At 63.0% G+C, this 21,252-nt stretch carries 22 protein-coding genes and 1 pseudogene; 14 read left to right on the forward strand and 9 right to left on the reverse strand.

Annotation, left to right across the window (positions count from 1 at the left end):
* A partial coding sequence (locus tag DZK26_RS09655; RefSeq protein ID WP_116897565.1) for a M20 family metallopeptidase occupies nt 1–744 on the reverse strand: 744 nt, incomplete at its 3' end.
* A 217-nt stretch (nt 745–961) separates the two neighbouring features.
* Between DZK26_RS09655 and DZK26_RS14745 the strand changes: the two are divergent.
* Nucleotides 962–1,772 (forward strand): annotated as a pseudogene (locus tag DZK26_RS14745) (CocE/NonD family hydrolase); the annotation flags it as partial.
* A gap of 127 nt (nt 1,773–1,899) precedes the next feature.
* Nucleotides 1,900–2,373: a hypothetical protein gene (locus DZK26_RS09670; protein WP_147306614.1), complete on the forward strand. Its 474-nt coding sequence runs from the start codon at nt 1,900–1,902 to the stop codon at nt 2,371–2,373.
* Nucleotides 2,374–2,388: 15 nt separating this feature from the next.
* Here DZK26_RS09670 and DZK26_RS09675 read toward each other — a convergent pair whose 3' ends face one another.
* The 5 genes from DZK26_RS09675 to DZK26_RS09695 all read right to left on the reverse strand — a co-directional run bounded on the left by DZK26_RS09675 (nt 2,389) and on the right by DZK26_RS09695 (nt 6,092).
* The gene (locus DZK26_RS09675; RefSeq protein ID WP_116897562.1) at nt 2,389–2,763 is read right to left on the reverse strand and encodes a hypothetical protein; all 375 of its coding nucleotides are present in this window, start codon (nt 2,761–2,763) and stop codon (nt 2,389–2,391) included.
* Nucleotides 2,764–2,869: 106 nt separating this feature from the next.
* The gene (hflC, locus tag DZK26_RS09680) at nt 2,870–3,811 is read right to left on the reverse strand and encodes a protease modulator HflC (RefSeq protein ID WP_116897561.1); all 942 of its coding nucleotides are present in this window, start codon (nt 3,809–3,811) and stop codon (nt 2,870–2,872) included.
* Complete coding sequence (gene hflK / locus DZK26_RS09685; RefSeq protein WP_116897560.1) at nt 3,808–4,854, reverse strand: FtsH protease activity modulator HflK; 1,047 nt, start codon at nt 4,852–4,854, stop codon at nt 3,808–3,810. Before hflK ends, hflC begins: the two co-directional genes overlap by 4 nt.
* 67 nt (nt 4,855–4,921) lie before the next feature.
* Nucleotides 4,922–5,476: a DUF1415 domain-containing protein gene (locus DZK26_RS09690; RefSeq protein ID WP_116897559.1), complete on the reverse strand. Its 555-nt coding sequence runs from the start codon at nt 5,474–5,476 to the stop codon at nt 4,922–4,924.
* A 133-nt stretch (nt 5,477–5,609) separates the two neighbouring features.
* Entirely contained in the window at nt 5,610–6,092 is a 483-nt protein-coding gene (locus DZK26_RS09695) for a Crp/Fnr family transcriptional regulator (protein WP_116897558.1), read from the reverse strand.
* Between the two features lie 308 nt (nt 6,093–6,400).
* Here DZK26_RS09695 and DZK26_RS09700 point away from each other — a divergent pair, with 308 nt between their 5' ends.
* Nucleotides 6,401–7,423 carry a diguanylate cyclase gene (locus DZK26_RS09700; protein ID WP_181918305.1) on the forward strand — a complete coding sequence of 341 codons (1,023 nt, stop codon included), beginning with the start codon at nt 6,401–6,403 and terminating at the stop codon, nt 7,421–7,423.
* Nucleotides 7,424–7,492: 69 nt separating this feature from the next.
* Here DZK26_RS09700 and DZK26_RS09705 read toward each other — a convergent pair whose 3' ends face one another.
* Entirely contained in the window at nt 7,493–8,383 is an 891-nt protein-coding gene (locus DZK26_RS09705; RefSeq protein WP_116897556.1) for an SMP-30/gluconolactonase/LRE family protein, read from the reverse strand.
* Nucleotides 8,384–8,545: 162 nt separating this feature from the next.
* On the opposite strand from DZK26_RS09705, the gene DZK26_RS09710 reads away from it, so the two are divergent.
* From DZK26_RS09710 to DZK26_RS09720, 3 genes are all read left to right on the forward strand, one after another.
* The gene (locus DZK26_RS09710) at nt 8,546–9,373 is read left to right on the forward strand and encodes an SDR family oxidoreductase (protein ID WP_116897555.1); all 828 of its coding nucleotides are present in this window, start codon (nt 8,546–8,548) and stop codon (nt 9,371–9,373) included.
* Between the two features lie 100 nt (nt 9,374–9,473).
* Nucleotides 9,474–10,811 (forward strand): MFS transporter, encoded by a 1,338-nt coding sequence (locus DZK26_RS09715; RefSeq protein WP_116897554.1) that lies wholly within the window; start codon nt 9,474–9,476, stop codon nt 10,809–10,811.
* A gap of 181 nt (nt 10,812–10,992) precedes the next feature.
* Complete coding sequence (locus tag DZK26_RS09720) at nt 10,993–11,286, forward strand: Lpp/OprI family alanine-zipper lipoprotein (RefSeq protein ID WP_181918304.1); 294 nt, start codon at nt 10,993–10,995, stop codon at nt 11,284–11,286.
* 45 nt (nt 11,287–11,331) lie between these two features.
* On the opposite strand, the gene DZK26_RS09725 is transcribed toward DZK26_RS09720, so the two are convergent.
* Nucleotides 11,332–12,270, reverse strand: coding sequence for a L,D-transpeptidase family protein (locus tag DZK26_RS09725; protein ID WP_116897552.1), 939 nt, complete (start codon nt 12,268–12,270; stop codon nt 11,332–11,334).
* A 132-nt stretch (nt 12,271–12,402) separates the two neighbouring features.
* Nucleotides 12,403–13,440, reverse strand: a complete 1,038-nt coding sequence (locus DZK26_RS09730) for a CDP-6-deoxy-delta-3,4-glucoseen reductase (RefSeq protein ID WP_258870826.1) — start codon at nt 13,438–13,440, stop codon at nt 12,403–12,405.
* A 115-nt stretch (nt 13,441–13,555) separates the two neighbouring features.
* On the opposite strand from DZK26_RS09730, the gene DZK26_RS09735 reads away from it, so the two are divergent.
* The 8 genes from DZK26_RS09735 to phnE (DZK26_RS09770) all read left to right on the forward strand — a co-directional run bounded on the left by DZK26_RS09735 (nt 13,556) and on the right by phnE (DZK26_RS09770) (nt 21,170).
* Entirely contained in the window at nt 13,556–13,879 is a 324-nt protein-coding gene (locus tag DZK26_RS09735) for a DUF2007 domain-containing protein (protein ID WP_181918303.1), read from the forward strand.
* The gene (locus DZK26_RS09740; RefSeq protein ID WP_181918302.1) at nt 13,876–14,661 is read left to right on the forward strand and encodes a 1-acyl-sn-glycerol-3-phosphate acyltransferase; all 786 of its coding nucleotides are present in this window, start codon (nt 13,876–13,878) and stop codon (nt 14,659–14,661) included. The genes DZK26_RS09735 and DZK26_RS09740 overlap by 4 nt, the downstream gene beginning before the upstream one ends.
* A 7-nt stretch (nt 14,662–14,668) precedes the next feature.
* On the forward strand, nt 14,669–15,649 hold the full coding sequence (locus DZK26_RS09745) for a YheT family hydrolase (protein WP_181918301.1): 981 nt from the start codon (nt 14,669–14,671) through the stop codon (nt 15,647–15,649).
* Complete coding sequence (locus DZK26_RS09750) at nt 15,628–17,592, forward strand: tetratricopeptide repeat protein (RefSeq protein ID WP_116897548.1); 1,965 nt, start codon at nt 15,628–15,630, stop codon at nt 17,590–17,592. Before DZK26_RS09745 ends, DZK26_RS09750 begins: the two co-directional genes overlap by 22 nt.
* Before the next feature lie 75 nt (nt 17,593–17,667).
* Complete coding sequence (locus tag DZK26_RS09755; RefSeq protein ID WP_116897547.1) at nt 17,668–18,585, forward strand: phosphate/phosphite/phosphonate ABC transporter substrate-binding protein; 918 nt, start codon at nt 17,668–17,670, stop codon at nt 18,583–18,585.
* Between the two features lie 35 nt (nt 18,586–18,620).
* Nucleotides 18,621–19,412, forward strand: a complete 792-nt coding sequence (phnC, locus tag DZK26_RS09760) for a phosphonate ABC transporter ATP-binding protein (RefSeq protein WP_116897546.1) — start codon at nt 18,621–18,623, stop codon at nt 19,410–19,412.
* A gap of 199 nt (nt 19,413–19,611) precedes the next feature.
* Nucleotides 19,612–20,388, forward strand: a complete 777-nt coding sequence (phnE, locus tag DZK26_RS09765) for a phosphonate ABC transporter, permease protein PhnE (protein WP_147306613.1) — start codon at nt 19,612–19,614, stop codon at nt 20,386–20,388.
* Nucleotides 20,385–21,170 carry a phosphonate ABC transporter, permease protein PhnE gene (gene phnE / locus DZK26_RS09770; RefSeq protein ID WP_116897543.1) on the forward strand — a complete coding sequence of 262 codons (786 nt, stop codon included), beginning with the start codon at nt 20,385–20,387 and terminating at the stop codon, nt 21,168–21,170. Before phnE (DZK26_RS09765) ends, phnE (DZK26_RS09770) begins: the two co-directional genes overlap by 4 nt.
* The last annotated feature ends 82 nt before the right edge of the window (nt 21,171–21,252 follow it).

A 21,252-nucleotide genomic window follows, 5' to 3' on the forward strand; every position in this document is an offset into this window, starting at 1 on the left:
CTTTTCGTTGATTCGGCGCTCGTCTTCGCGGATGGCCTTGTAGATGGTCAGGAAATGATCGAGCGCGCTCTCGCCCATCAGGCGCTTGCTGGCATGGGCCGAGCGACCGGGTACCTGCACCTTCAGCGACATGGCGCCGGCATGGGCAATGACCAGTTCCGGCACACCGCTGGCCCCGGTGGTTGGTTCGGGAATGATGGCGGCGTGCGCATCCCAGCCACCGCGGATGGCCGCCAGGGTTCCCAGGCCGCTGTCCTCTTCGGCCGGGACCGCTGCGAAGATGATTCGGCCGGGGAAATTGCGTCCACTTTCGGCAAAGGCCTCGAATACAGCCATGGCCGCGGCCAGTCCGGATTTCATGTCGGAAGAACCGCAGCCGTAGATACGGTCGCCACGGCTGATTCCGGAAAACGGTTCGTCGCTCCAGCGGTCGTAATCGCCCGGCGGCACTACGTCGACGTGACCGGTCAGCAGGATCGACGGGCCGGGCTGATCGCCGCGCAGCACGCCCACGACCAGCGGTGCCCAGGCGCGTTCGACCTCATGCCCGGGATAACGAGGGTCGCGCTGGAGGGAGGCAATGCCGTCGTTCCAGTAGTCGATTTCGGCGTCGAACTGCTGAAGCCAGTTGGCGATATGCGAGACGATGTTGTCTTCTGCGCCGGTCAGCGAGGGAACCCGGATAAGCGAAACCAGGTTTTCCTTGATCCGGTCGATGTCTATCAGCGAGGCCCGTCTGACCATGAATCTGCCCTCCGTGAAACGGCCTGTGACGTGATGTTTTCCAACAATCAGTCAAGCCTGTACAAACACAATAACCGGCCTTGCTGAAGAAAGCACTAATTCAGGTCAATATCCGGACGGTTTCCGTCATGGCGATGCGGTCAGGACGGGCGGCTCCTTCTCCGTTCTGGCTGGTGCTATGGCGCTTTGAGTGCCGCGATGGCCGGAAGTTGTCGATGAAGACGGTGAAGCCATCATGCACTGGCTGGCGAGGCAGTCCTGGTGCAGCGGCCAGGTCGGCATGATCGGCATTTCCTGGGGCGGCTTCAACGGACTGCAGATCGCCGAGTGCCAGCCAGAGCCGCTCAAGGCCATCACCACGGCCTGTTCCACGGACGATCGCTACACCGACGACATCCACTACATGGGCGGCTGCCTGCTGGCGGACAACCTTTCCTGGACCTCTACGATGTATAGCCATAACGCGCTGCCCCCGGATCCGCTTCTGAAGAAGAACTGGCGGCACGGTTCGGTCAACGAAAATTATGATCGGATCCGGGTTCCAGTCACGGCCCTCTACCGGCTGGGCCGACGGCTATTCCAATGCGGTGTTTCGGCTCATGGACAACTTGAGCACGCCGCGCATGGGGCTCATCGGCCCCTGGGGGCACAAGTATCCGCACCAGGGACGTCCCGGACCGGCCATCGATTTTCTTTCGGAAGCCTTGCGCTGGTGGGACCGTTGGCTCAAGGACATCGAAAGCGGCATCGAACAGGAGCCATGCTGCGCACCTGGATGCAGGACAGCGCGCCCCCGAACCCTCGGCGGTGCGCTGGTGTTCGACAGCAAGACGCTGACCGCACCGATTGAGATTCTGGGCTCGCCGGTCGTCACTTTTCGCGTGAAGTCGGACCGCCCCGTCGCCATGCTTGCCGTACGACTTTCGGAGGTGCGCCAGAACGAGGAGACCACCCGTATTACCTACGGACTCTTGAATTTGACTCATCGCAACAGTCACGAGCAACCGGAACCACTGAAGCCCGGCAAGTTCTAAACCGTGCGCGTGACCTTGAACGAATTGGCGCATCGCTTCTTTTCCCGGCACCGCGTCCGTCTCTCGGTGTCTACCTCGTACTGACCCCTGGCCTGGCCCGCGTCCGAACCGTCCAGGGGTGGTGATCGACGCGGTCGGCAGCTACTTGGATCTGCCCGTTCGCGAGTCGAGCGAGACTGAAGACGACCGCCAGCTGTTCAGCGCGCCGCAGGGTGCGGCTGAATCGGCGACGACAATGATTCAGCCTCGCGACTATGCCTGGACGGTAACGCGCGACCTGGCGCACGATCGTTCTGTACTCGAGATTCGCAAGGACAAGGGTGAGGTTCGTATCGACGAATTGGATCTGGACGTACGGATTCGGACAGTCGAGTGGTACAGCCACTCGGGAAATGACTACGACTCGATCCGTGGTAAAACCGAAAACGTGCGTCGCCTTTGCCGAGACGAGTGGTCAGTAACCGTGCGAGCGCGCACGGTACTCACGTTAGACGCGGGGCACTTCTATCTTCGCGCCGAACTGGACGGCTACGAGGGCGATCGGCGCGTCCATTCCCACAATATCGAGAAGAAGATCGACCGAGACCTCGTCTGATGATCAACTGCGCGATTAGACAAGGATGTTGCCCCAGCTGTTGGGTAGTACGTCTTCGAAGCGGAAGTCAAGTACGTCCATGATGTTGCGGAATTTGACGTGCAGTTCCTGCGGATTTTCCGCGCCGATGAAGATGTCGCCGATTTCGAAGCTGTAGCTGTCCTGGCCCTTGAGATCGGACAGCCGCATGCCTTCCTCTACCGCGATGTCTATCAGCAGTTCGGGATAGATCCGCTGCAGCGCGGCAATCTGCTCCTTGGGGGAAGTCCGGATCACCGTGGCGTCGTAGTCGACGAGGCCGTGAAACTCGTAATCTGTTGCGTCTCGAACCGTCTGCAGTTCCTTCAGGTTGAAGTCGTCGAGCCCGATCACGAAGATGTGCTTTGCCATTGCGGCCTGTCGATATCATTGTCAGGAATAAGTCTTCAGCATACCGAATCGCCGCGCCTTTCCGGAACCACCTTCCCCCGGGGCGGGGGAAGGTTCAACAGCCTGATTACTGCACCTGCGACTCTTCCAGGTAGCGGAAGAAGTCCGAATCGGCACTCAGCATGATGGTGGCATTGGGGCCCAGTGCCCGGTAGCTTTCCAGCGTGCGGAAGAAGGAATAGAATTCCGGCTCGGCGCCGAAGGCTTCGCCGTATATCTGGGTGGCTTCGGCGTCGGCCTCGCCCCGGATTTCCTCGGCCTCGCGCTCGGCCTCCGAGCGAATGCGGCGAAGATCGCGTTCCATGTTGCCGAGGATTTCCTGGCTGCGGCCCTTGCCTTCGGAACGGAAGCGCTCAGCGATTGACTGGCGTTCGGCGATCATGCGGTTTTCGACCTGCTTTCGAACCGAATCAATGTAGTTGACCCGCTTGACGCGCACGTCGTCGAGCACGATACCCAGGGTGGGCATGGAATCACGTGCGCGCTCGAGGATTTCGGTCTCCAGCAGCTCGCGGCCGAGCTTGGGCTGCTTCTCGAGGTTGATGTCGCCGCGATCAGCCATTGCCGGGTCAGCTAGGTCGTCGACATCGACTTCCCAGTCCTTGGAGCGCACGATCTCCTCGAGTTCGGTTGAAGAGACCATGTCGCGCACCACCGAGTCGACAATGTCGTCGAGCCGGGTCCGGGCACCGGCTTCGTCGCGCACGCTGGTCAAAAAGAGCAGCGGATCGTCGATACGCCAGCGTGCCGTGGTATCGACCAGGATGAATTCCCGGCCCAGGGTTGGAATCTGGGTGACGTCGCCATCCCAGACCAGCAACCGCTTGTCGAAGCGACGCACGTTCTGCCAGGGCAGTTTCACCTTCAGGCCCGGCTCGCTGATGACGTCACCCATGGGCTCGCCGAACTGGACGATGATGGCCTGCTCGGCTTCGTCGACGGTGTAGAACACGAAGTTGCCGCCGGCGATGAGTACGATCGCGACGATTGCAATAATGATCGTTTTCATTGTTCACCTCCGGCGCGAGGCGCGGCGTTGCGGTTGACATCGAGCAGCGGTAGCGGAGAAACCTGGCCGTCCTGGACGACCAGCACCTGGCCGATGGTGGGCAGTACTTCGTTGAGGGTTTCCAGGTATAGCCTGGAGCGGGTGACCTCGGGGGCCAAAAGGTATTCGTTCAGAACCGCCGAGAACCGGGTGCTCTCGCCCATCGCCCGGTTGACGCGTTCAGTGGCGTAGCCCTCGGCTTCAGCCACGGTACGCAAGGCCGCGCCTTCGGCATTGGGAATTTCCTGGTTGACGCGCTTTTGCGCCTCATTGATCATGCGTTCGCGTTCCTGGCGCGCCTCGTTGACTTCATTGAACGCCGGCTGCACCGCAGGCGGTGGCACGACATCCTGCATTTCGACGGTGTTGATCCGGATGCCGGCGTCATAACCTTCCATGATTTCCTGGATTTCTTCCTGCGCCTTTTGCTGGATCTCGACGCGACCGACGGTGAGCACTTCGGAGCCGAGCATATTGCCGACGATCCGACGCATCACCGATTCGGAAATATCGCGCAGCGTGCGTGTCGGCTCGCGCATTTCGTAGAGGAACTTGATCGGATCGGCGATCCGGTACTGAACCACCCACTCGACGTCGATCATGTTCAGGTCGCCGGTGAGCATCAGCGATTCGGCCTCGAAGTCCTGGCTGCTGTATGTGGAGCGCCCGCCCTGGCGCGTACCCTGGGTCCGGAATCCGAACTCCTGTTTGAGCACACGCTCGGTGGCCACGCGCTGGACCTGGTCGATGCCGAATGGAATCTTGAAGTGCAGGCCCGGGTCGGTGATGCCGATGACCGCCCCGAAGCGTTTGACCACCGCCCGCTCCTCGGGCTGGACGGTATAAAACACGCTGAACGCACCCCAGATCAGCGCGATCGCGATCGCGATGCCGATGATGACCTTGCCCGACGGGCCGCCACCACCGGTGATTTTCTCCAGTACTGCGGTCAAGTCGGGCGGGCCTTGCTGGCCGCGACCGTTGGAATTGACGGATTGAATCATGATTGTTCACTCCCTGAAGGCTGAACTCGCCAGTGTACCGGCTTGAGTTACTGAACCGGCCGCTCTGTTACGAGCGTTTCATCAACTCGTTCCAGCCATCCATGCCCAATTCCCGCAACGTCTTGATGTTGCGCTCAAAAATCTCCTCGGGATTGGATAAATTGGCCGTGGCCGCCTCGATACTCGCTTCGCGCAGCAGGTGCAGCATGGGGTAGGGCGACCGGTTGGTGCAGTTGGCCGGATCGTCCGGATGGCTGTCGGCAAACCGGTAGTCGGGATGGAAGCTGGCAATCTGGATCGTTCCGTCCAGCGCCAGGTCTTCCAGCAGCCGGTCCGCAAGTTCGAGAAAGTCGTTGTAATCCAGAAAGTCACCCAGCACGTGGGGATGAATCAGCAGCGTGGTCTCGCATTCGGCCGGATCGGCATATTGCAGCGCCAGCAATTCGTCGGCCAGATCCTGGGCCAACTGTTGTTGGCTGCTCGCCTCGCTGACCCTGAATCGAATCCGACCCTGACGCCACGGCGAAGCGGCAAACGGGCACAGGTTCAGCCCGATAACGACTGTCTCCAGCCATTGGCGAGTGGCCTCGACGACCCGTTGATGTTCCGACGACTCTGACATGTCGGCATTCTAGAGCGAAAACCCGGGCCGACAAGATCTTCAGTCACCGATTTGAACTTCCGTAAAGAAACAGGCAGGGCGGGCCAATCGGATTGAATGAACCGAACGCTCAAGATATTGAGCGTCTGGCTGTCTAGTAACGACCACCCATCTTGTAAACATAGTTGGCCAGTTCCCGTGCCTCGGTATTCATGCGCATCAGGTTGACGTGAGTGATGCGGAAAATGGCCCGCATGATCTTGTAGACCAGGCGCGGATGAGTTTCGATCAGGCCCTCGAAGTCGGCCGGCTCCAGGCAATAGACCACCGAATCCTCCTGGGCCTTGAGGGTGGCCGCACGCGGTGTTCCATCGATGAAGGCGCGAGTGCCGGCAAACTCTCCCGGCGACATGGAGTAAACGTGGGTCAGCTCACCCTTCTGGTTATTGAGCACCTCGATCTTGCCATCGGCCAGCAGGAACAGTCGCCGGTCCTTGTCATCTTCATTGATCAGGATTTCGTCCTTGGCCACGTTTTCGGTGGTCAGGATGCCCTTCAGGGCCTCGATTTCCTCGTCGAGCAGCTCCTCGCCGAGGAAGGATTTCTTGAGACGATTGCCGTCTATGGGATGGTTCATTTCGATGGCCTCGAATGCGCTCTGTGGAGGTTGCAAGATTAGCAGTTTTCGCGGCCATTCGCAGGACTTTGGGCCGGATCCCGCGACGGTTGCGGGCTCTGGATGACCGTGGTTTTTTCCTTCCGGCTGACTGGACAGAGCCTGGGGAGCACTGCGGCCTGAACCGACCAGCAACCGGTGCGGTCGGAATGAATTGGAATTCGGGGGATAGGGGTTTATCCTTCTCGCTCGCGCGAACGCGCGAAGTGAAACGGTTCGATCGGAAGATGGTCGATATCGCGCCTGGCATCCAGGGGGGAAGTTCAGAAATGGCCATCTCGACAACACGGAGTCATCGCGAACGTCGCACCGTTTTGCGCGCAATGATGGTGGTCACCGCCCTGGGCGGCATCCTGTTCGCCTGGCTCAACCTGTACCGTGGTCTTTGGGCGGCTTCCCTCGTCGAGTTCGCGTTCGTGGGCTATTCCCTTGCCCTGCTTCCGGTCATCGGCCGTACCAGGCATTTCAGGGGCTGGGCGTTGGCCTACGTGATCCCCTGGACTGGCGCGATGTTGGCGATCCTCGCGATGCCGGGAGCCTCGCCGTCGGTTTTCGTCTGGCCGATTCTGCTGCCTCTGGTGCTCCATTTCCTGCTTGGCAGCCGGTTGGGCCTTGCCGTTTCCCTGGCCAGTTTTTCCGGCGCGGCGTTGCTTGCCTGGATTCGGTTTGGACTGCCGGCCGACAGCCCGCAATTCACGGTGGCCGCGAATTTTTCGCTGGCGGGCATGCTGGGACTTGCGCTTGCGCATGTCTACGAGCGCGGCCGCGAACGCAGCGAGCACCGCTTGCGCGAGATTGCCGCCACCGACACGCTGACGGGCCTGCCCAACCGTAATCTGCTGGAGGAAACCTTCAAACGGCTCTGTGCCACGGCACGCGATGACCATCAACCGCTTTCGATTCTGTTGATGGATCTTGACCACTTCAAGTACATCAACGATGTCCATGGTCATGCCGCCGGTGATCGCGCGCTGGTGGACTTTGCCAAGCGACTGCGTTCCGAGCTGCGCGACGAGGACTTCCTGTGCCGGTTCGGCGGCGAGGAGTTTCTTGCCATGTTGCCGGATACGTCCAGGGAGGTCGCCGGTCACGTGGCCGAGCGGCTGCGCACAGCCTGGCGCGAGCAGCCGGCCCATTGGAGCGCGTTGGATAACGTGGACCCGCACACAGTGAGCGTGGGCATCGCCACGTTGGGAAGCGACGGTGCGGATCTCGATACGCTGCTTCGCACGGCCGATCAGCGCTTGTACCGCGCCAAGGCCGAAGGACGCGACCAGGTCGTGGCTGATTGATCGGGGCGCCTGGCCTACGACGCAGTGATTCCTGATCTGGCAGTTTCCGACTGCAGTTCTGTCTGGTTTTCAGGAACGGTCCGGAAGCTCCCAGAGGTCGACGCGGTCGAGAGCAATGTAGGGCACGGCGAGCCGGCGCCCGGATGCATCGAGGCCGATATCGGCGGGGCGGCCGGGGGTCTGGATCAGGATCTCGGCCTCGCCATCACGCACGTACCAGATCGCCTGGTCATGCTGGGAGGCGACCAGCAGACCGCCTTGCCAGGGCTCCAGTCCGTCCATGTTGCCGCCGGCCGGCAGGGTGGTGATGTCGACGAACTCACCCGACGATGGACGGTAACCGAGAAATTCCAGTCCCCCGCCCCAGGGTGCGAGCACCAGCGCTTCGTGGACCGGATCCCAGACAACGCCGTTCGGCGGTGAAGCCAGCTCCTCGTCGGCAACAATTGTTATCTCGCCGTCGGCAATCCGGAACAGGCGCGCGTTGCCGGTATCGGTCAGATAGATCGCGCCGTCCGGCCCGATCTCGACGTCGTTGAGGAAGCCCGGCTCGAAGGCGGAGAAATCGATGAATTCGAGCTGCTTGCCGGATCGGCGGTCGAAGGCGTGCAAGCCATCCGCATCGGCGACCCACAGGCGTTCACCGGCGATCCGCATCCCGCGCGGCCCGTGCAGCGGGTGCTGATCGCTGCCGGTCATGAATTCGCGCTCGAGGATTTCCCCGTCGGATGCGACCTTCGAGACGAAGCCGTTCGCGTCGCCGGAAGCATCGCCGTTGAAATTCGAGACGAACCAGATCTCCTGCTCCGCATCCCAATGGACGGCTTCCGGGCCGGCCAGGCCCTCGATGACGGCAATGCGGTCGTTGATGCCCTGGGCGTCATCGGTGGCGCCGGCAATGACAGCCTGTGCCGGTATCAGCATCAGCAACATGATCGAAAAGAGATTGATTCGCTTCATGACGACTTCTCCCGCAGGCGACGCATTGGTGGACAGTGCGTCCAATCTACCGCCGGCGCGATCCGGCGGCAAACCGGAACCATCAGCAGATCCGAGGTTCCCGAAGCCACTGACGCCCTGTTACATTGCCGCATTGATTCTTTGACTCGCACCGGAGGGATCATGGGAGACGTCATTGTCGTCATCGGATCGGGATCGATCGGCCAGGCCATCGCCCGGCGCGTGAGCGCAGGCAAACAAGTCTTGCTTGCTGACTTGCAGCGTGAGAATGCAGATGCGGTCGCCAGGGTGATGGCCGACGCCGGTTTCGATGTTCGTCCGACGACGGTGGACGTCACCTCCAGGGCATCCGTCGACGCGCTGGTCGAGGAGGCGGTGGCGCTCGGCGATGTCAGCGGGATCATCCACTCGGCCGGTGTCTCACCCTCCAATGCCCCGCCTGAGGTGATTTTCAAGGTCGATCTTTATGGCGCGGCGGTCGTGCTCGAAGCCTTCGGAAACGTGATTGCCCGCGGCGGCTCCGGCCTGGTGGTCAGCTCACAAGCGGGCCATCGCCTGGGTGCGTTGCCGCCCGAAGAGGCTTCGGCATTGGCAACCACGCTGGCTGACAAACTGCTCGACCTGCCCATGCTTCAGCCCGACCGCGTGACGGACTCGTTGCGGGCCTACCAGATCGCCAAGCGGGGCAGTTCGCTGAGAGTCCAGGCCGAGGCGGTTGGGTGGGCCCGACGCGGTGCGCGACTCAACGCCATTAGCCCCGGGATTGTTGTCACGCCGCTGTCCAGGAAAGAACTGAACGGGCCGCACAGCCAGGATTACCGGCGCATGATCGAGGTGTGCGCGGCCGGGCGGCCCGGTACACCGGATGAAGTCGGCAACCTCGGCGCGCTGCTCATGGGACCGGAGGGGCAATTCATCTCCGGCAGTGATTTCCTGATGGATGGCGGGGTCACCGCAGCTTATTGGTACGGCGACCTGAAGCCGGAATGACCCGCACAGTGTAATATCTGACTTTAGTTCCCCTTCCAGGTTAGGGCTGCGTGGTGAACAAAAGTAAATCGAACGTTCGACCCAGGCGGCCGCGGGCAGCATGAAATCGCTGTCGCCGACGGGCTTCGCGTTGTTCGGCGCCGCGCTGGTCGCGATCAGTTACGGACTGGCGCGTTTCGCGTTCGGTCTGTTCGTGCCGCCCATCCGCGCCGACCTGGCGCTTTCGCCGTACGTGATCGGCATCATCGGTGCGTTGCCGCTGATCAGCTTCCTGCTGGCGACACTGGTGGCCCCGCTTTCGGCCGAGCGCCTCGGCGCGCGCTACACAGCCGTGCTGTCAGGCGGGTTCGGTGTCGGGGGGCTTACGCTGATCAGCCTGTCCGGAGGCCCGCTGTCGCTCGGCATCGGGGTGTTCGCCTGCGGTATCTGTACCGGCCTGATGATGCCGGCGCTTACCGCAGCGATGCAGGCGCTGGTCAGACGCACGCTGCACGGACGCGTCAGTTCGGTCATGAACGCGGGAACCAGCGTCGGCGTGATCGTCGCCGTGCCCGCGGTGCTGTTCCTGGCGGGCAACTGGCGTTTCGCGTACGGGTCCTTTGCCGTCCTGGCGGGCATCGGTATGGTGGCGGCGTGGCTGTTCATTCCCTCGGTTTCCCGGGTCGTGCCGGCGAATGCCGCACCGCCGCCGCCGATCAGCAAGCTGCAATGGTCACGCCTGTTCGGTCTCTCGCTGTTCGCCTTCGCGATGGGTTTCGTCTCGGCCGCGTACTGGATATTCGCACCCGACCTGGTGGTCACGCTCGGCGCGCTGCCGCCCGGCGCGACGGGCTGGCTGTGGCTGGCGGTGGGTATCGCCGGACTCGGCGGCGCCATCGCGGCCGACCTGGCCGATCGCAACAACCCGCCGATCACGCACGCGCTGATGCTGATGATGCTGTCGGCGAGCCTGGCCCTGCTCGCCGCCAGCCCCGGACAGATCGTAATCGCGGCGTTTTCCGCGCTGGTTTTCGGCCTGGCCTACATGAGCCTGACGGGGCTGTACCTGATGACCGGCATCCGCCTTTTGCCGGGGCGGCTGTCGATGGGGCCGGTTCTGCCGTTCATGGCCTGCGCGCTCGGCCAGGCCGTCGGCTCGCCCGTCGTCGGCGCGCTGGTGGACGAGTTCGGATATGCCGATGCCTTCGCCTCGTTCTCGGCCATCGGCATTCTGGTGGCGATCCTGTCGCCGCTGTACCCACGCAACATCGAGCACGAGCCCGAAGAAGCCGAAGTCGAAGTCGAAGAAGAAGACACTGGCCTGCAGGCGGCCTACGATTACCAGCTTCAGGACGAGGAAGGCGAGCCCTACAGTTACAGCGCGGCCGCCGAGGAAGCCGAGTTTGACAGTCTTTCGGAAAGCGAAAGCCTCGATAAGCCGGACAAAGCTTCCACTTGAGCGCTGAAGCACCACCGGTTCGCTGGCTTAGGCCCGCGCCGCAAATTCTGTATGATGAACGTGTGCGGCAACACGCAGGCAGTCGGGGGGCGTGGCCGCACGGGACCGGCCAGCCGGGGGCGCGGGGCGTTCAGCCCGCATTGGCCGGAGAGACTCCACACAACGAACGATGGAGTTTGCCATGCAAGACAAACGTAATATTCCCTACCTTCGCACCTTACTGATGGCCGGTGGACTGGTCGTGCTGGCCGGCTGTGCCTCGACAGCCGAACTCGAACGCGCCCAGAGCGATGCGGCGCGGGCCATGGAAGTGGCCGAAGAGGCCCAGCAGGCTGCCAGCGAGGCGGCGGAAGTCGCCCGCGAGGCGATGGAAGCCGCACGGGCTGCCCAGCGAGGTGCCGACGCCGCCCAGCAGTGCTGTGACGACGCGCAGGAAAAACTCGATCGCGCCCTGGAGCGCATGCAGGAGAAGTAGGCTCCGGCCCCGGCACCCCGCCGGGGTGCCGGGGGATGAATCTCCTCAATCGTGCGGCAGAAAGCTGATCGCATGTGGAATGCCATCCGCGCGTTCCAGTGCAGCGGCGAGCTTTTGCCAGTCCAGGAGAATCTCCCCGTTTCGAGCCCGCGCCAGCGCGCGCCGGATCACGGCGGTTGTCTGGCCGGCGGACGGCGGCCCGCCGTCGGCCAGGCGATGTATTTCCAACCAAAGCCGCCCGCCCTCGAGCCCGGCCTTGATGGGCTGGTCCACGATGTGAACCGGCGTGCCGATTTCGACCGAGCCGATCAGCTCGGCGATATCCTCGGGATAGAGACGGATGCATCCGCGGCTCACGCGCATGCCCACGCCGTCGGGTCGATTGGTGCCGTGGATCAGGTAACCGTCGAGCGCCAGGGCAATGGCATGGCTTCCGAGCGGATTGTCCGGTCCCGGGGGGACGATCCGGGGCAGCTCGCTACCCCGGCGGGCGTAGTCGGCGCGAGCGTCTTCCGGCGGATACCAGGCCGGGTCGTCCACCCTGGCCGTCACGCGGGTTTGACCGAGCGGGGTTTCCAGCCCGGCCCGGCCGACGCCAATCGGATAAGTCGTTACGGTCTTTTCCCCGTTCTCCTCGCGGAAGTAAAACAGGCGCAGTTCCCCGAGATTGACCACGATGCCCTTGCGCGGGGCGTCCGGCAGCACGTAGCGCGAGGGGATGAGCACCTGCGTGCCTTCGCCCGGCAACCACAGGTCGACATCCGGATTGGCGCGGCGGATGTCGTAATAGCCCAGGTTGAGCCAGCGCGCGATATCCATGAGGGTATCGCTGCGCCGCGCATACTCGCGCACCAGCTGTCCGACGACCTCGCCCTCGGATAGCCGATAAGTTTCACCCCCGGCGGATGCGATGCCCGGGACGGCCAGGATTGCCCAGACCAGCAGCAAGCGCGGAAGCGTCGTGAATCTGCAGCTTCTCGACATAACCGTGAAGTCTCCGCGTCTCCCGAACGTCAATTTCGTCATGCGAGCCGGTAGATGACGGCGCCGACGGTCAGCACCAGGGTGCGGGTGACGAACCAGGCCTTCATCGACCAGGTGGTGCGACGTTTGCACTCAGCCCGCCGCCGGCGGCACGTCCGGCGCGAAGTCGAACGAGTCGTAGAACAGCCGGTGTTCGGGTACGCCGGCCTCGATGAAGGCCGGGCGGGCAGCGTGAATCATGGCCGGGGGGCCGGACATGTAGACATCCCAGCCGGAGAGGTCGGGGTGGTGGCGCAGCACCGCTTCGTGGACGAAGCCGGTCTCGCCGGACCAGTCTTCATCGGGCTCGCTGACCACCGGGACGAAATTGAGCGCCGGATGTTCGGCCTGCCAGCTTCGGATCAATTCGGCGGCATAGAGGTCGGCTGCCGTGCGCGTGCCCCAGAACAGCTCCAGCGGACGTTCGTCGCCGGCGTGGATCAGTTCCTCGATCATGGCCTTCAGCGGCGCAAAGCCAGTGCCGCCGCCGGCCAGGACGGCGGGGCGATCGGAGTTGCGGCGGAAGAAGAAGGTGCCCAGCGGGCCTTCGAATCTCAGGATCTCCTTTGGCTGCATGTCGTCGAAGACGTGACCGGTAAAGCCGCCGCCGTCGACATGCTTGACGTGCAGTTCGATGAAGTCCTTTTCCGATGGAGGTGAGGCGATGGAAAACGCGCGGCGCTTGCCGTCGGGCAGCAGGATGTCGATGTACTGGCCGGCCAGAAACTGCAACCGCGCGGCGGCCGGCAACTTCAGGCGCAGGCGCATGGTGTCCTCGGTAAAGCGGCCCATGGTTTCCACGCGCGCTGGCAGCAGGCGGACCGGGATGTCTTCCACCTGTTCGATCTCGCGCGATTCGATGACGATATCGCCCTCGGCCACGGCCTGGCAGCTGAGCATCTGGCCGTCGTGCAGTTCGTTCTGATCGAGCGCGGTCGGCGGGTTGTAGGGATATCGGATCTCGCCCTCGATCAGGCGGCACTTGCAGCTGGCGCAGGTGCCGTTGCGGCAGGAGTAGGGCAGCACGATGCCCTGGCGCAGTGCCGCTGTGAGGATGGTTTCATCCGGGCGGGCGCTGAACTCGCGGCCGGTCGAGGCGATGCGGATATGGGCGTTCCGGGAAGAGGACACTGAAAAAGAATTGTTTTCAACAAGCGCTACATGATGCCAGATTGCGGGTGAGTAGTCGGTATGGGCCTGTGCTAACCTGCGCGCGCATCGAAACCGCCCACCGAGGGCCAAGCGATTGAGCGACTGGACCAAGCTGACCACGGCCGACGACCCGATCGAGGCCGGCTTCCTGCGTGGCCTGCTGGAATCGGCCGGCCTGGCGGTCCAGGTGCGCAGCATGGAGCTGTGGACGGTGGCGGTCGAGATCTACTATTCCGAGGGTGCGAGACCCTCGATCTGGGTGCGCAAGTGCGACGTGGCGCGGGCCCGGCAGGTGCTGGAGCGGCGCGACGAGGTGGGTGAGGGCGAAAGCTGGACCTGCCCGGATTGCGGCGAGCGGCTGGAAGCGCAGTTCACCACCTGCTGGCAATGCGGTCACGCCCGCGGAGCCGAGGTATGAGCGAACCGGAACACCGCGTACCCGCTTTCCGCACACCCTGGCGCCTGATCTGGCGCGTGCCGCTGTTTATCCTCCACATATTCATCGGCCTGCCGCTGACCCTGCTGTGCTTCCTGCCCGGCATCAAGCGTATTCCGGTCTTCGGCATTCCTCTGAGAGAGCGTGCGCACCGGACCTGGCAGCGCATCACGCTGCGCCTGTTCGGCGTGCGCATGGACATATCCGGCCAGCTGCCCGACGGGCCGGCCCTGATCGTGGCCAATCACATCAGCTGGCTCGACATCGTCTTGCTGCAGGCGCTGTGGCCGATGTGGCTGGTGGCCAAGGCCGAAATCCGCGCCTGGCCGCTGATCGGCTGGCTGGCCGAGGTGGGCGGTACGCTGTTCATCGTCCGCGGCAGGCTGGAATCGCGCCAGAAGATTTCGCGCCGCATGGCCGCGCTGATGCGCCGAGGTGATCGCGTGGGTATCTTTCCCGAGGGCGGCATTCGTCCCGACCGCGGCGTCAATCGATTTCACGCGCCGCTGTTCGCCGCCGCGATCCGCACGCGCATGCCGGTGGTGCCGGTGGCCATCCGCTACGAGCGCGGGGACGACCTGCACGAGGAGTTTGTCTTTGGCCCCGGCGAGAGCTTCCTGCGCAATTTCTTCCGGCTGATGGCCGAGCCGCCGCTGACCGGGCGCATCATGATCGGTGAGCCGATACTCGATTACGATAACGGCCGGCGCCGCCTGGCCGAGAAGGCTGGCGCCGTGGTCAAGGATTTCTATGACAACGCCTGAATCGTCCATGCCCAGTTTCGAACCGCGCGGACTGCTGGCCAGCCCGCACATGCAGTCGATTCTCACCTCCGGCCCATGGCGCCGGCGCAAGGTGCGAAAACGCGCGGCCGAGTACCTGTCGCGCTGTATCGAGCGAATCGTTACCGCCAATGACGGCACGCGTCTGCTCGGCTTCGCCAACCGGGCGCAGCACGGTCGCCGCGATGCGCTGGTGATCATGCTCCACGGCTGGGAGGGCAGCGCCGATTCCAACTATCTGTTGTCGACGGCGGTGACGCTGGACGGGGCGGGTTTCGATACCTTCCGGCTCAACTTCCGCGACCACGGCGACTCGCATCATCTCAACGAGGGGCTGTTCCATTCCTGCCTGCTCGACGAGGTACTCGATGTCGTGGCCACCGTGGCCGGCGAGTATGACGGCCCGGTCTTCCTGGCCGGTTTTTCCCTGGGCGGGAATTTTACGCTGCGCATCGCCCGCCACGCGCCCGAGCGCGGGCTCGACATCCGCCGCGCCATCGCGGTCAGCCCAGTGATTCGCCCGCACCATGTGCTCGACGCCATGGAGCAGGGCCTGCCGATCTACGAACGCTACTTTGTGCACAAGTGGCGCCGCTCGCTCAAGCACAAGCAGTCGCTGTTCCCCGAGCGGTACAATTTAAAAGACTGGTTTCGTCTGGGCCGCGTTCGCGCCCAGACCGAGTGGCTGATCGAGCGCCTGACGGATTTCGAGGATCTCGACGCCTACCTGGAAGGGTATTCGGTGGCCGGTGACTATCTCGCCGGGCTGGAGACCTCGACTCTGATTATCACCGCCGCAGACGACCCGATCATTCCGGTCCGCGATTTTGAGGCATTGCCGCATCCGGCGGCGCTGGATATCGAGGTGCTGCCCCACGGCGGCCATTGCGGCTTCCTCACCAACTGGCGGCTGGACAGCTGGATTGAGCAGAGACTGAAGAGCGAATTATGCAGACTGATAAAGACCTGATCGAGCAGGCTAGGGGCTTGTTCGAAAGTGGCGATTTCGAGGGTGCCGAGAAGGCCTATCGCAACCTGATTGGACGAGTTGATGAGGGCAAGCGTGTCAACCTGGAGTTGATGATCGGCGCTTGCCAGCAAGCGCAGGGTCGCAATAGCGAAGCCGTCGAGACGATGCAACGCGCTGTCGACCTGGACGACTCGCACGTGGGGGCCTGGTTTCAACTGGGCTGCGTCCGTCGGCAGGGCGGTGACGAAAAGGGCTCGATCGAGGCGTTGGACAAGGCGCTCGAGCTCAACCCCAACCACGCCCTGGCCCGCGTTGAGCTCGGCCATCTGGCACAGGCCGCCGGCGACGGCGAACGCGCCGAGGCGCATTTTCGTACCGCCCTGCGAGCCGATCCTGAGTGTGTGCCGGCGTTGGCTGGTCTGGCGGAACGCTTGCTGGGTACCGGACAGGTCGAGCGGGCCTATGAGTTATCCGTGCGTGCCATCCAGCTGCAGCCCGACAATATCGGCGCTCAGGTGGTTATGGCGCGTGTATTTCTGCAGCGCGGACATCCCGATTTTGCCGAGCGCTGTCTCGACAATGCGCTGTCGGCGGCTCCGAACAACGCAGCACTGCATCGAGCTATGGCTCAGCTGCTGCTTGAGCGAGGGCGTTCCAACGAGTCGCTGGCCGCAGCTGCCGAGGCAAGGCGCTGTGGTGACAGTGACCATGATCTGGATCTGCTCGAGGTCCATGCGTTGCGGCAGCTCGGCTATCTGGCCGAAGCGCGGCGGCGGCTCGAGGAATTTATTCGCGATCAACAGCTTGACGCGACCCATTTGCTGATGCTGGCCGAACTGAGATTGGCCGATGGCGACGCCGCTGCCGCATCCGAGCTGATTGACCAGCTCGACCGGGATTGGCCTCAGGCCGCGCAACTGATCCGCGCGCAGCTGGCTGAACGGGAAGGTGATCGCGCTTATGCTGCCGAACTGGCGGCCGGTCTGCACGGTGATTCCAACGCGCGCCTCAGGCGTCAGTCGCGCGTGCTGAGCGCGCGACTGGCGCTGGCCGATAATGATCTGCAGGAATGCATTGAGGCACTTCGCCCGTTGGCGGCCGAGGGAGATGACGATCCCTTCCTGCACTGGATCCTGGCCCGGGCGCTTGACCAGGCCGGTCTGCATGAAGAAGCCGGCAAGCATCTGCAGCGAACTGGCTGGCGTGCACCGACCTTGATGCAGGCCGCCGGATCCGGGCTGTCTGAAGATGCCTACAAGGCTCTGGAGACTCTCGATGTTGATGGGTGGCCGACGCAGGCGCCCGAGGACGGACGCCCCAAGCCGGTTTTCATTCTGGGCTGGCCGGGCAGCGGACGCGACCAGTTGCTAATCGCCCTTGCCGAGCACGAGAGCATCCGAATGCTCGATCATGAGGGTGCGGCGCAACGGCGCGAGGTCCTGGGGTTTTCGGCGCGCCCGGAAGAGTTGGCGGCGCTGGATGAAGGAAAGCTGCGCCTGGCCCGCAAGCGCTATCTTCGCCGGGCGGGACACAGTGCCGACCATGTGCTCGAGCCGATGTGGCTGCCGATGGCGGCTCTGCCGGCGATTGCACGCTTCTTTCCGGGCAGTACGGTGGTACTAACGGATGCCGAGCTTCGCGACCTGGAGCTGGAATGGCGGCTGGCCGGTTTCAGCGGCGTCGAGACCATGCGAGCGCTGTGGCAGCGTGAGCAGGCCGTGCTCGAGAAGATGCTCGAGACTCTGCCGCTGGATTTCATGGTCTTTTCCCGGGGCGACCTGGAAAACGATGCCGCCGCTGTGGCCGCGCAGCTTGCCGAAAAGCTGGGGCTCGACGACAGCGCCCGGTTGGCCGGCGCCATCGAACGCTCGCTGGCGTCGCTGCGGCCGACGGGGCACTGGAAACACTACGAACAACTTTTCGAAGGCCGATCAGTAGCCTGAGGCCTGCTGCCGGGGTGTCATGTTCGTTCCCGGCAAATCCGCTAACATGACGCCAGTCTCAAAAGGGCGGTCCCGTTGCGAACTGTTTTCCTGACACTGCTGGCGATCGTCCTGATTGGGTGTTGCCCGCGCGACCAGGTCGACGAACGAGGCTGGCCCAATGAACTGGTGCTCGGCCTGGTGCCCTCGCTCGAGGCCGAGGCCATGGTCGACAATCTCGAGCCGCTGGCCGACTTTCTCAGCGAAGAACTGGGCATGCCCGTGACCAGCTTCGTGCCGCAGGACTACACCGGCCTGGTCGAGGCGCTCGGCACGGGCCGTGCCGATATCGGCATGCTGCCGCCGTTCGCGGCCATGCTGGGCCAGCGCCGCTACGGCATCGAGACCATCCTGATTGCCGTGCGCGATGGCGAGACCGGCTACCGTTCGCAGTTCATGACCAACGACCCGTCGGTCTGCGACACGCCGGTGGTCGAGGATGAGCGTGGCTATCTGACCTGCCAGGGTGACGTACGCGTGCTCGAGGGCGAAACCGTTGCCTTCACCGATCCCAACAGTACCTCCGGGTTCCTGTTTCCGTCCGTCCACTTGATGAAACACGGCATCGATCCGCGCAAGGACGTCGAAGGCCTGTTCGTGGGCGGTCACGACTCGGCCGCGCTGGCCGTTTACGCTGGTGACGTTCGTTTTGCCGTGGCCTACGACGATGTGCGCATGTTCATCGACGATCAGTACCCCGACATCGGTCAGAAGGTCATCACCTTCGATCATACGGTGATGATTCCCAATGACGGCGTGCAGTTGCGGCCCGGCCTGCCCGAGGATCTGCAAACGGCCATTGCCGAAGCCTTCGTCAAGCTGGCCGAATCGCAGGCCCACCTGCCGCGTGAAGAAAAGGTGCTGTGGGTGCTCTACGAAATCGACGGTTTCGTGCCGGCCACCGAGGGGCTTTACGATCCGGTGCGCGAGGCTTATGAACTGCTGCGTGAATGACCACCGGCTGAGGGGCTGAATAAAGGGAATGAGACATGAGTGATCAGCGCGGCCGCATCCGCTTCATCGATGCCGGCGTGACCTATCCCGGCGGCACGGTCGGAATGAAGGACATGAACCTGGAGATCGAACCGGGTGAGTTCGTCGTCATCGTCGGCTCCTCCGGGGCGGGCAAGTCGACCCTGCTGCGTGCCGTCAACGGGCTCAACCGGCTCACTTCGGGATCCGTCGAGGTTGACGGCGAAACGGTGTCGCAACGCGAAGGCCGCGAATTGAGAGCGCTGCGCAAACGCGTGGGCATGATTTTCCAGGACTTCCGCCTGGTCAAGCGCCTGAGCGTAATCAACAATGTGCTGATCGGCCGCCTCGCGCATGTACCCGGCTGGCGGACCATGTTCAATCTGTGGCCGCAGCATGATCGAGATATCGCGATCCGGGCGCTCGAGCGCGTCGGCATTCCCGAAAAAGCCTGGGTGCGCGCCAGCACGCTCTCGGGCGGCCAGCAGCAGCGTGTGGGCATTGCCCGCGCCCTGGCCCAGGAGCCGGCCATCATCCTCGCCGATGAACCGGTCGCCTCGCTCGACCCGGTCACCACCCACCAGATCATGCGCGATCTGGTGCGCATCAACCGCGAACTGGGCATCACCACCCTGGTCAACCTGCATTTTCTCGACCTGGCGCGCGAATACGGCAAGCGCATCATCGGTCTCAAGCACGGCGAACTGGTCTACGACGGATCGGCGAAGACGGTCACCGATGAGGACTTCCGCGATATCTACGGGAGGGAGTTTACGGAGGATGACTTGCTGGAGGAACAGCAAGAATGAAATTCGAAATCCGAAGCACCAAATCCGAAACAAATTCGAAATTCGAAAACCCAAATTCGAATCACGATAGCCACCCGTTTCGTGCTTCGGATTTCGTGCTTGTTTCGGATTTCGGATTTCGTGCTTCGGATTTCGTGCTTGTTTCGAATTTCGGATTTCGTGCTTCGAATTTGGAAGCTGATTCTACTCGGAGGTCGCGGTGATACCCCAAAGGCCGAGTCGCAACTGGCCGTTGATCATTGTCACGGCAAGCTTCCTCCTCGCCATGACCTGGTGGTCGGGCAACGGTATCGGTTTTTCCGTGGTCGAGTTTCTGTGCAATATCAGCGGCGGCGGGCGGTTGCTGGCGGAATCCTGGCCGCCGGACTTCAGTTATCTGCCGCGCCTGGCCGACCCGTTCATGGAGACGCTCAATATCGCCATCATCGGCACGGTGATTGGCGGCATTCTGTCGGTGCCGGTGGCCGTACTGGCCGCGCGCAATCTCACGCTTGGCCGGGTGATCTGGTTTACCGACCGTAACTTCATGAACGTGCTGCGTACGCTGCCGGACCTGTTCTGGGCGATGCTGTTTGCCACGGCGGTCGGATTCGGGCCGGTGGCCGGGGCACTGGCGCTGTCGGTGTTCACCATCGCGGTGATTTCAAAGTTGTGGTCGGAGTCGCTGGAGTCGATCGACATGGGCCTGCCCGAGGCGGTGCGTGCCGTCGGCGGAACCTGGCTCGAGATGCTCAAGTTCGGCGCCATTCCCCAGGCCATGCAGCACTATGTCTCCTACGCGCTCTACGCGTTCGAACTGAACGTGCGCGCCTCGATGGTGCTCGGTCTGGTCGGTGCCGGCGGTATTGGCATGATCCTCGAGACCCAGCGTGCGAATTTCGAGTACGAGCGCGTGGCCATGATTGTCCTCGTAGTCCTGGTGGCCGTACTGATCATCGAGGAGATTTCCGAGGCAATCCGGAAACAGCTGGCATGAGCGGTTCTGCAATCCAGAATCAAAACCGTATCGGCGGGGCGACGTGGGCGACGTTCATCATCGCTGCCCTGTTCTTGTGGTCGATGTGGGCGATCGGCTTCTCGCCGGAGCGCCTGGGCAAACTGCCGGCGCAGATGGCCGAAGTGCTGGGCTTCTTCTACCCGGCCGACATGGCCTACGGCTGGGACAAGGTCTTGCCCTCGATCGCGGAGTCCATCCAGATTGCCTGGATCGGGACGATCATCGGCGCCGTTTTCTCGCTGCCGCTCGCACTGCTGGGCGCCAGATCGCTGTTTCCGAAGTTCGCCCGCGTGGTCAAGCTGATCTCGGCGACGACGCGCGCCTTTCCCGAGATTCTGCTGGCGATCTACTTCGTGCCCATCGTCGGCCTGGGCGCGTTCGCCGGGGCGCTGGCCATCGGTATTTCCTCGATCGGCATGCTCACCAAGCTGGGCTCGGAAGTGGTCGACTCGATCGACTTCGGCCCGGTCGAGGCGGTCGAGGCCGCCGGCGGCTCACGCGTGATGGCGCTGCGATTCGCCGTGCTGCCGCAGGTTTTGCCCGAGATCATCGCCCACTGGCTGTTCCGCTTCGAGCTCAATATCCGCGCCTCGGCGGTGCTCGGGGTCGTCGGCGCCGGCGGGGTCGGGGGCGTACTGCTCAATACCCTGCGTTATCGCCATTTCGACAAGGCCGCGGCGGTGCTGGTGCTCACGATCGGGATCGTGCTGGTGATCGACATGGTCTCCGGGGAGATCCGCCGTAGGATTATCCGGGGGTAGGGTTCCGGGTTCAGGAAAAATTGTCGCCCCGGAAATCGCGTAGCGCAGGCAATGGAGGAAGGCCGGTAGCGCGTGACTATCC

Origin of the sequence: Wenzhouxiangella sp. 15190 (assembly GCF_003417465.1) — a bacterium.
In the GTDB taxonomy this organism is placed as follows: Bacteria; Pseudomonadota; Gammaproteobacteria; order Xanthomonadales; family Wenzhouxiangellaceae; genus Wenzhouxiangella.

What these genes read in the sequence shown, in the direction of transcription:
- DZK26_RS09675 (WP_116897562.1), bottom strand. Translation starts at nt 2,763, where the DNA reads ATGGCAAAGCACATCTTCGTGATCGGGCTCGACGACTTCAACCTGAAG.
- hflC (WP_116897561.1), bottom strand. Translation starts at nt 3,811, where the DNA reads ATGAAAACGATCATTATTGCAATCGTCGCGATCGTACTCATCGCCGGC.
- hflK (WP_116897560.1), bottom strand. Translation starts at nt 4,854, where the DNA reads ATGATTCAATCCGTCAATTCCAACGGTCGCGGCCAGCAAGGCCCGCCC.
- DZK26_RS09690 (WP_116897559.1), bottom strand. Translation starts at nt 5,476, where the DNA reads ATGTCAGAGTCGTCGGAACATCAACGGGTCGTCGAGGCCACTCGCCAA.
- DZK26_RS09695 (WP_116897558.1), bottom strand. Translation starts at nt 6,092, where the DNA reads ATGAACCATCCCATAGACGGCAATCGTCTCAAGAAATCCTTCCTCGGC.
- DZK26_RS09700 (WP_181918305.1), top strand. Translation starts at nt 6,401, where the DNA reads ATGGCCATCTCGACAACACGGAGTCATCGCGAACGTCGCACCGTTTTG.
- DZK26_RS09705 (WP_116897556.1), bottom strand. Translation starts at nt 8,383, where the DNA reads ATGAAGCGAATCAATCTCTTTTCGATCATGTTGCTGATGCTGATACCG.
- DZK26_RS09710 (WP_116897555.1), top strand. Translation starts at nt 8,546, where the DNA reads ATGGGAGACGTCATTGTCGTCATCGGATCGGGATCGATCGGCCAGGCC.
- DZK26_RS09715 (WP_116897554.1), top strand. Translation starts at nt 9,474, where the DNA reads ATGAAATCGCTGTCGCCGACGGGCTTCGCGTTGTTCGGCGCCGCGCTG.
- DZK26_RS09720 (WP_181918304.1), top strand. Translation starts at nt 10,993, where the DNA reads ATGCAAGACAAACGTAATATTCCCTACCTTCGCACCTTACTGATGGCC.
- DZK26_RS09725 (WP_116897552.1), bottom strand. Translation starts at nt 12,270, where the DNA reads ATGTCGAGAAGCTGCAGATTCACGACGCTTCCGCGCTTGCTGCTGGTC.
- DZK26_RS09740 (WP_181918302.1), top strand. Translation starts at nt 13,876, where the DNA reads ATGAGCGAACCGGAACACCGCGTACCCGCTTTCCGCACACCCTGGCGC.
- DZK26_RS09745 (WP_181918301.1), top strand. Translation starts at nt 14,669, where the DNA reads ATGCCCAGTTTCGAACCGCGCGGACTGCTGGCCAGCCCGCACATGCAG.
- DZK26_RS09750 (WP_116897548.1), top strand. Translation starts at nt 15,628, where the DNA reads ATGCAGACTGATAAAGACCTGATCGAGCAGGCTAGGGGCTTGTTCGAA.
- phnC (WP_116897546.1), top strand. Translation starts at nt 18,621, where the DNA reads ATGAGTGATCAGCGCGGCCGCATCCGCTTCATCGATGCCGGCGTGACC.
- phnE (WP_116897543.1), top strand. Translation starts at nt 20,385, where the DNA reads ATGAGCGGTTCTGCAATCCAGAATCAAAACCGTATCGGCGGGGCGACG.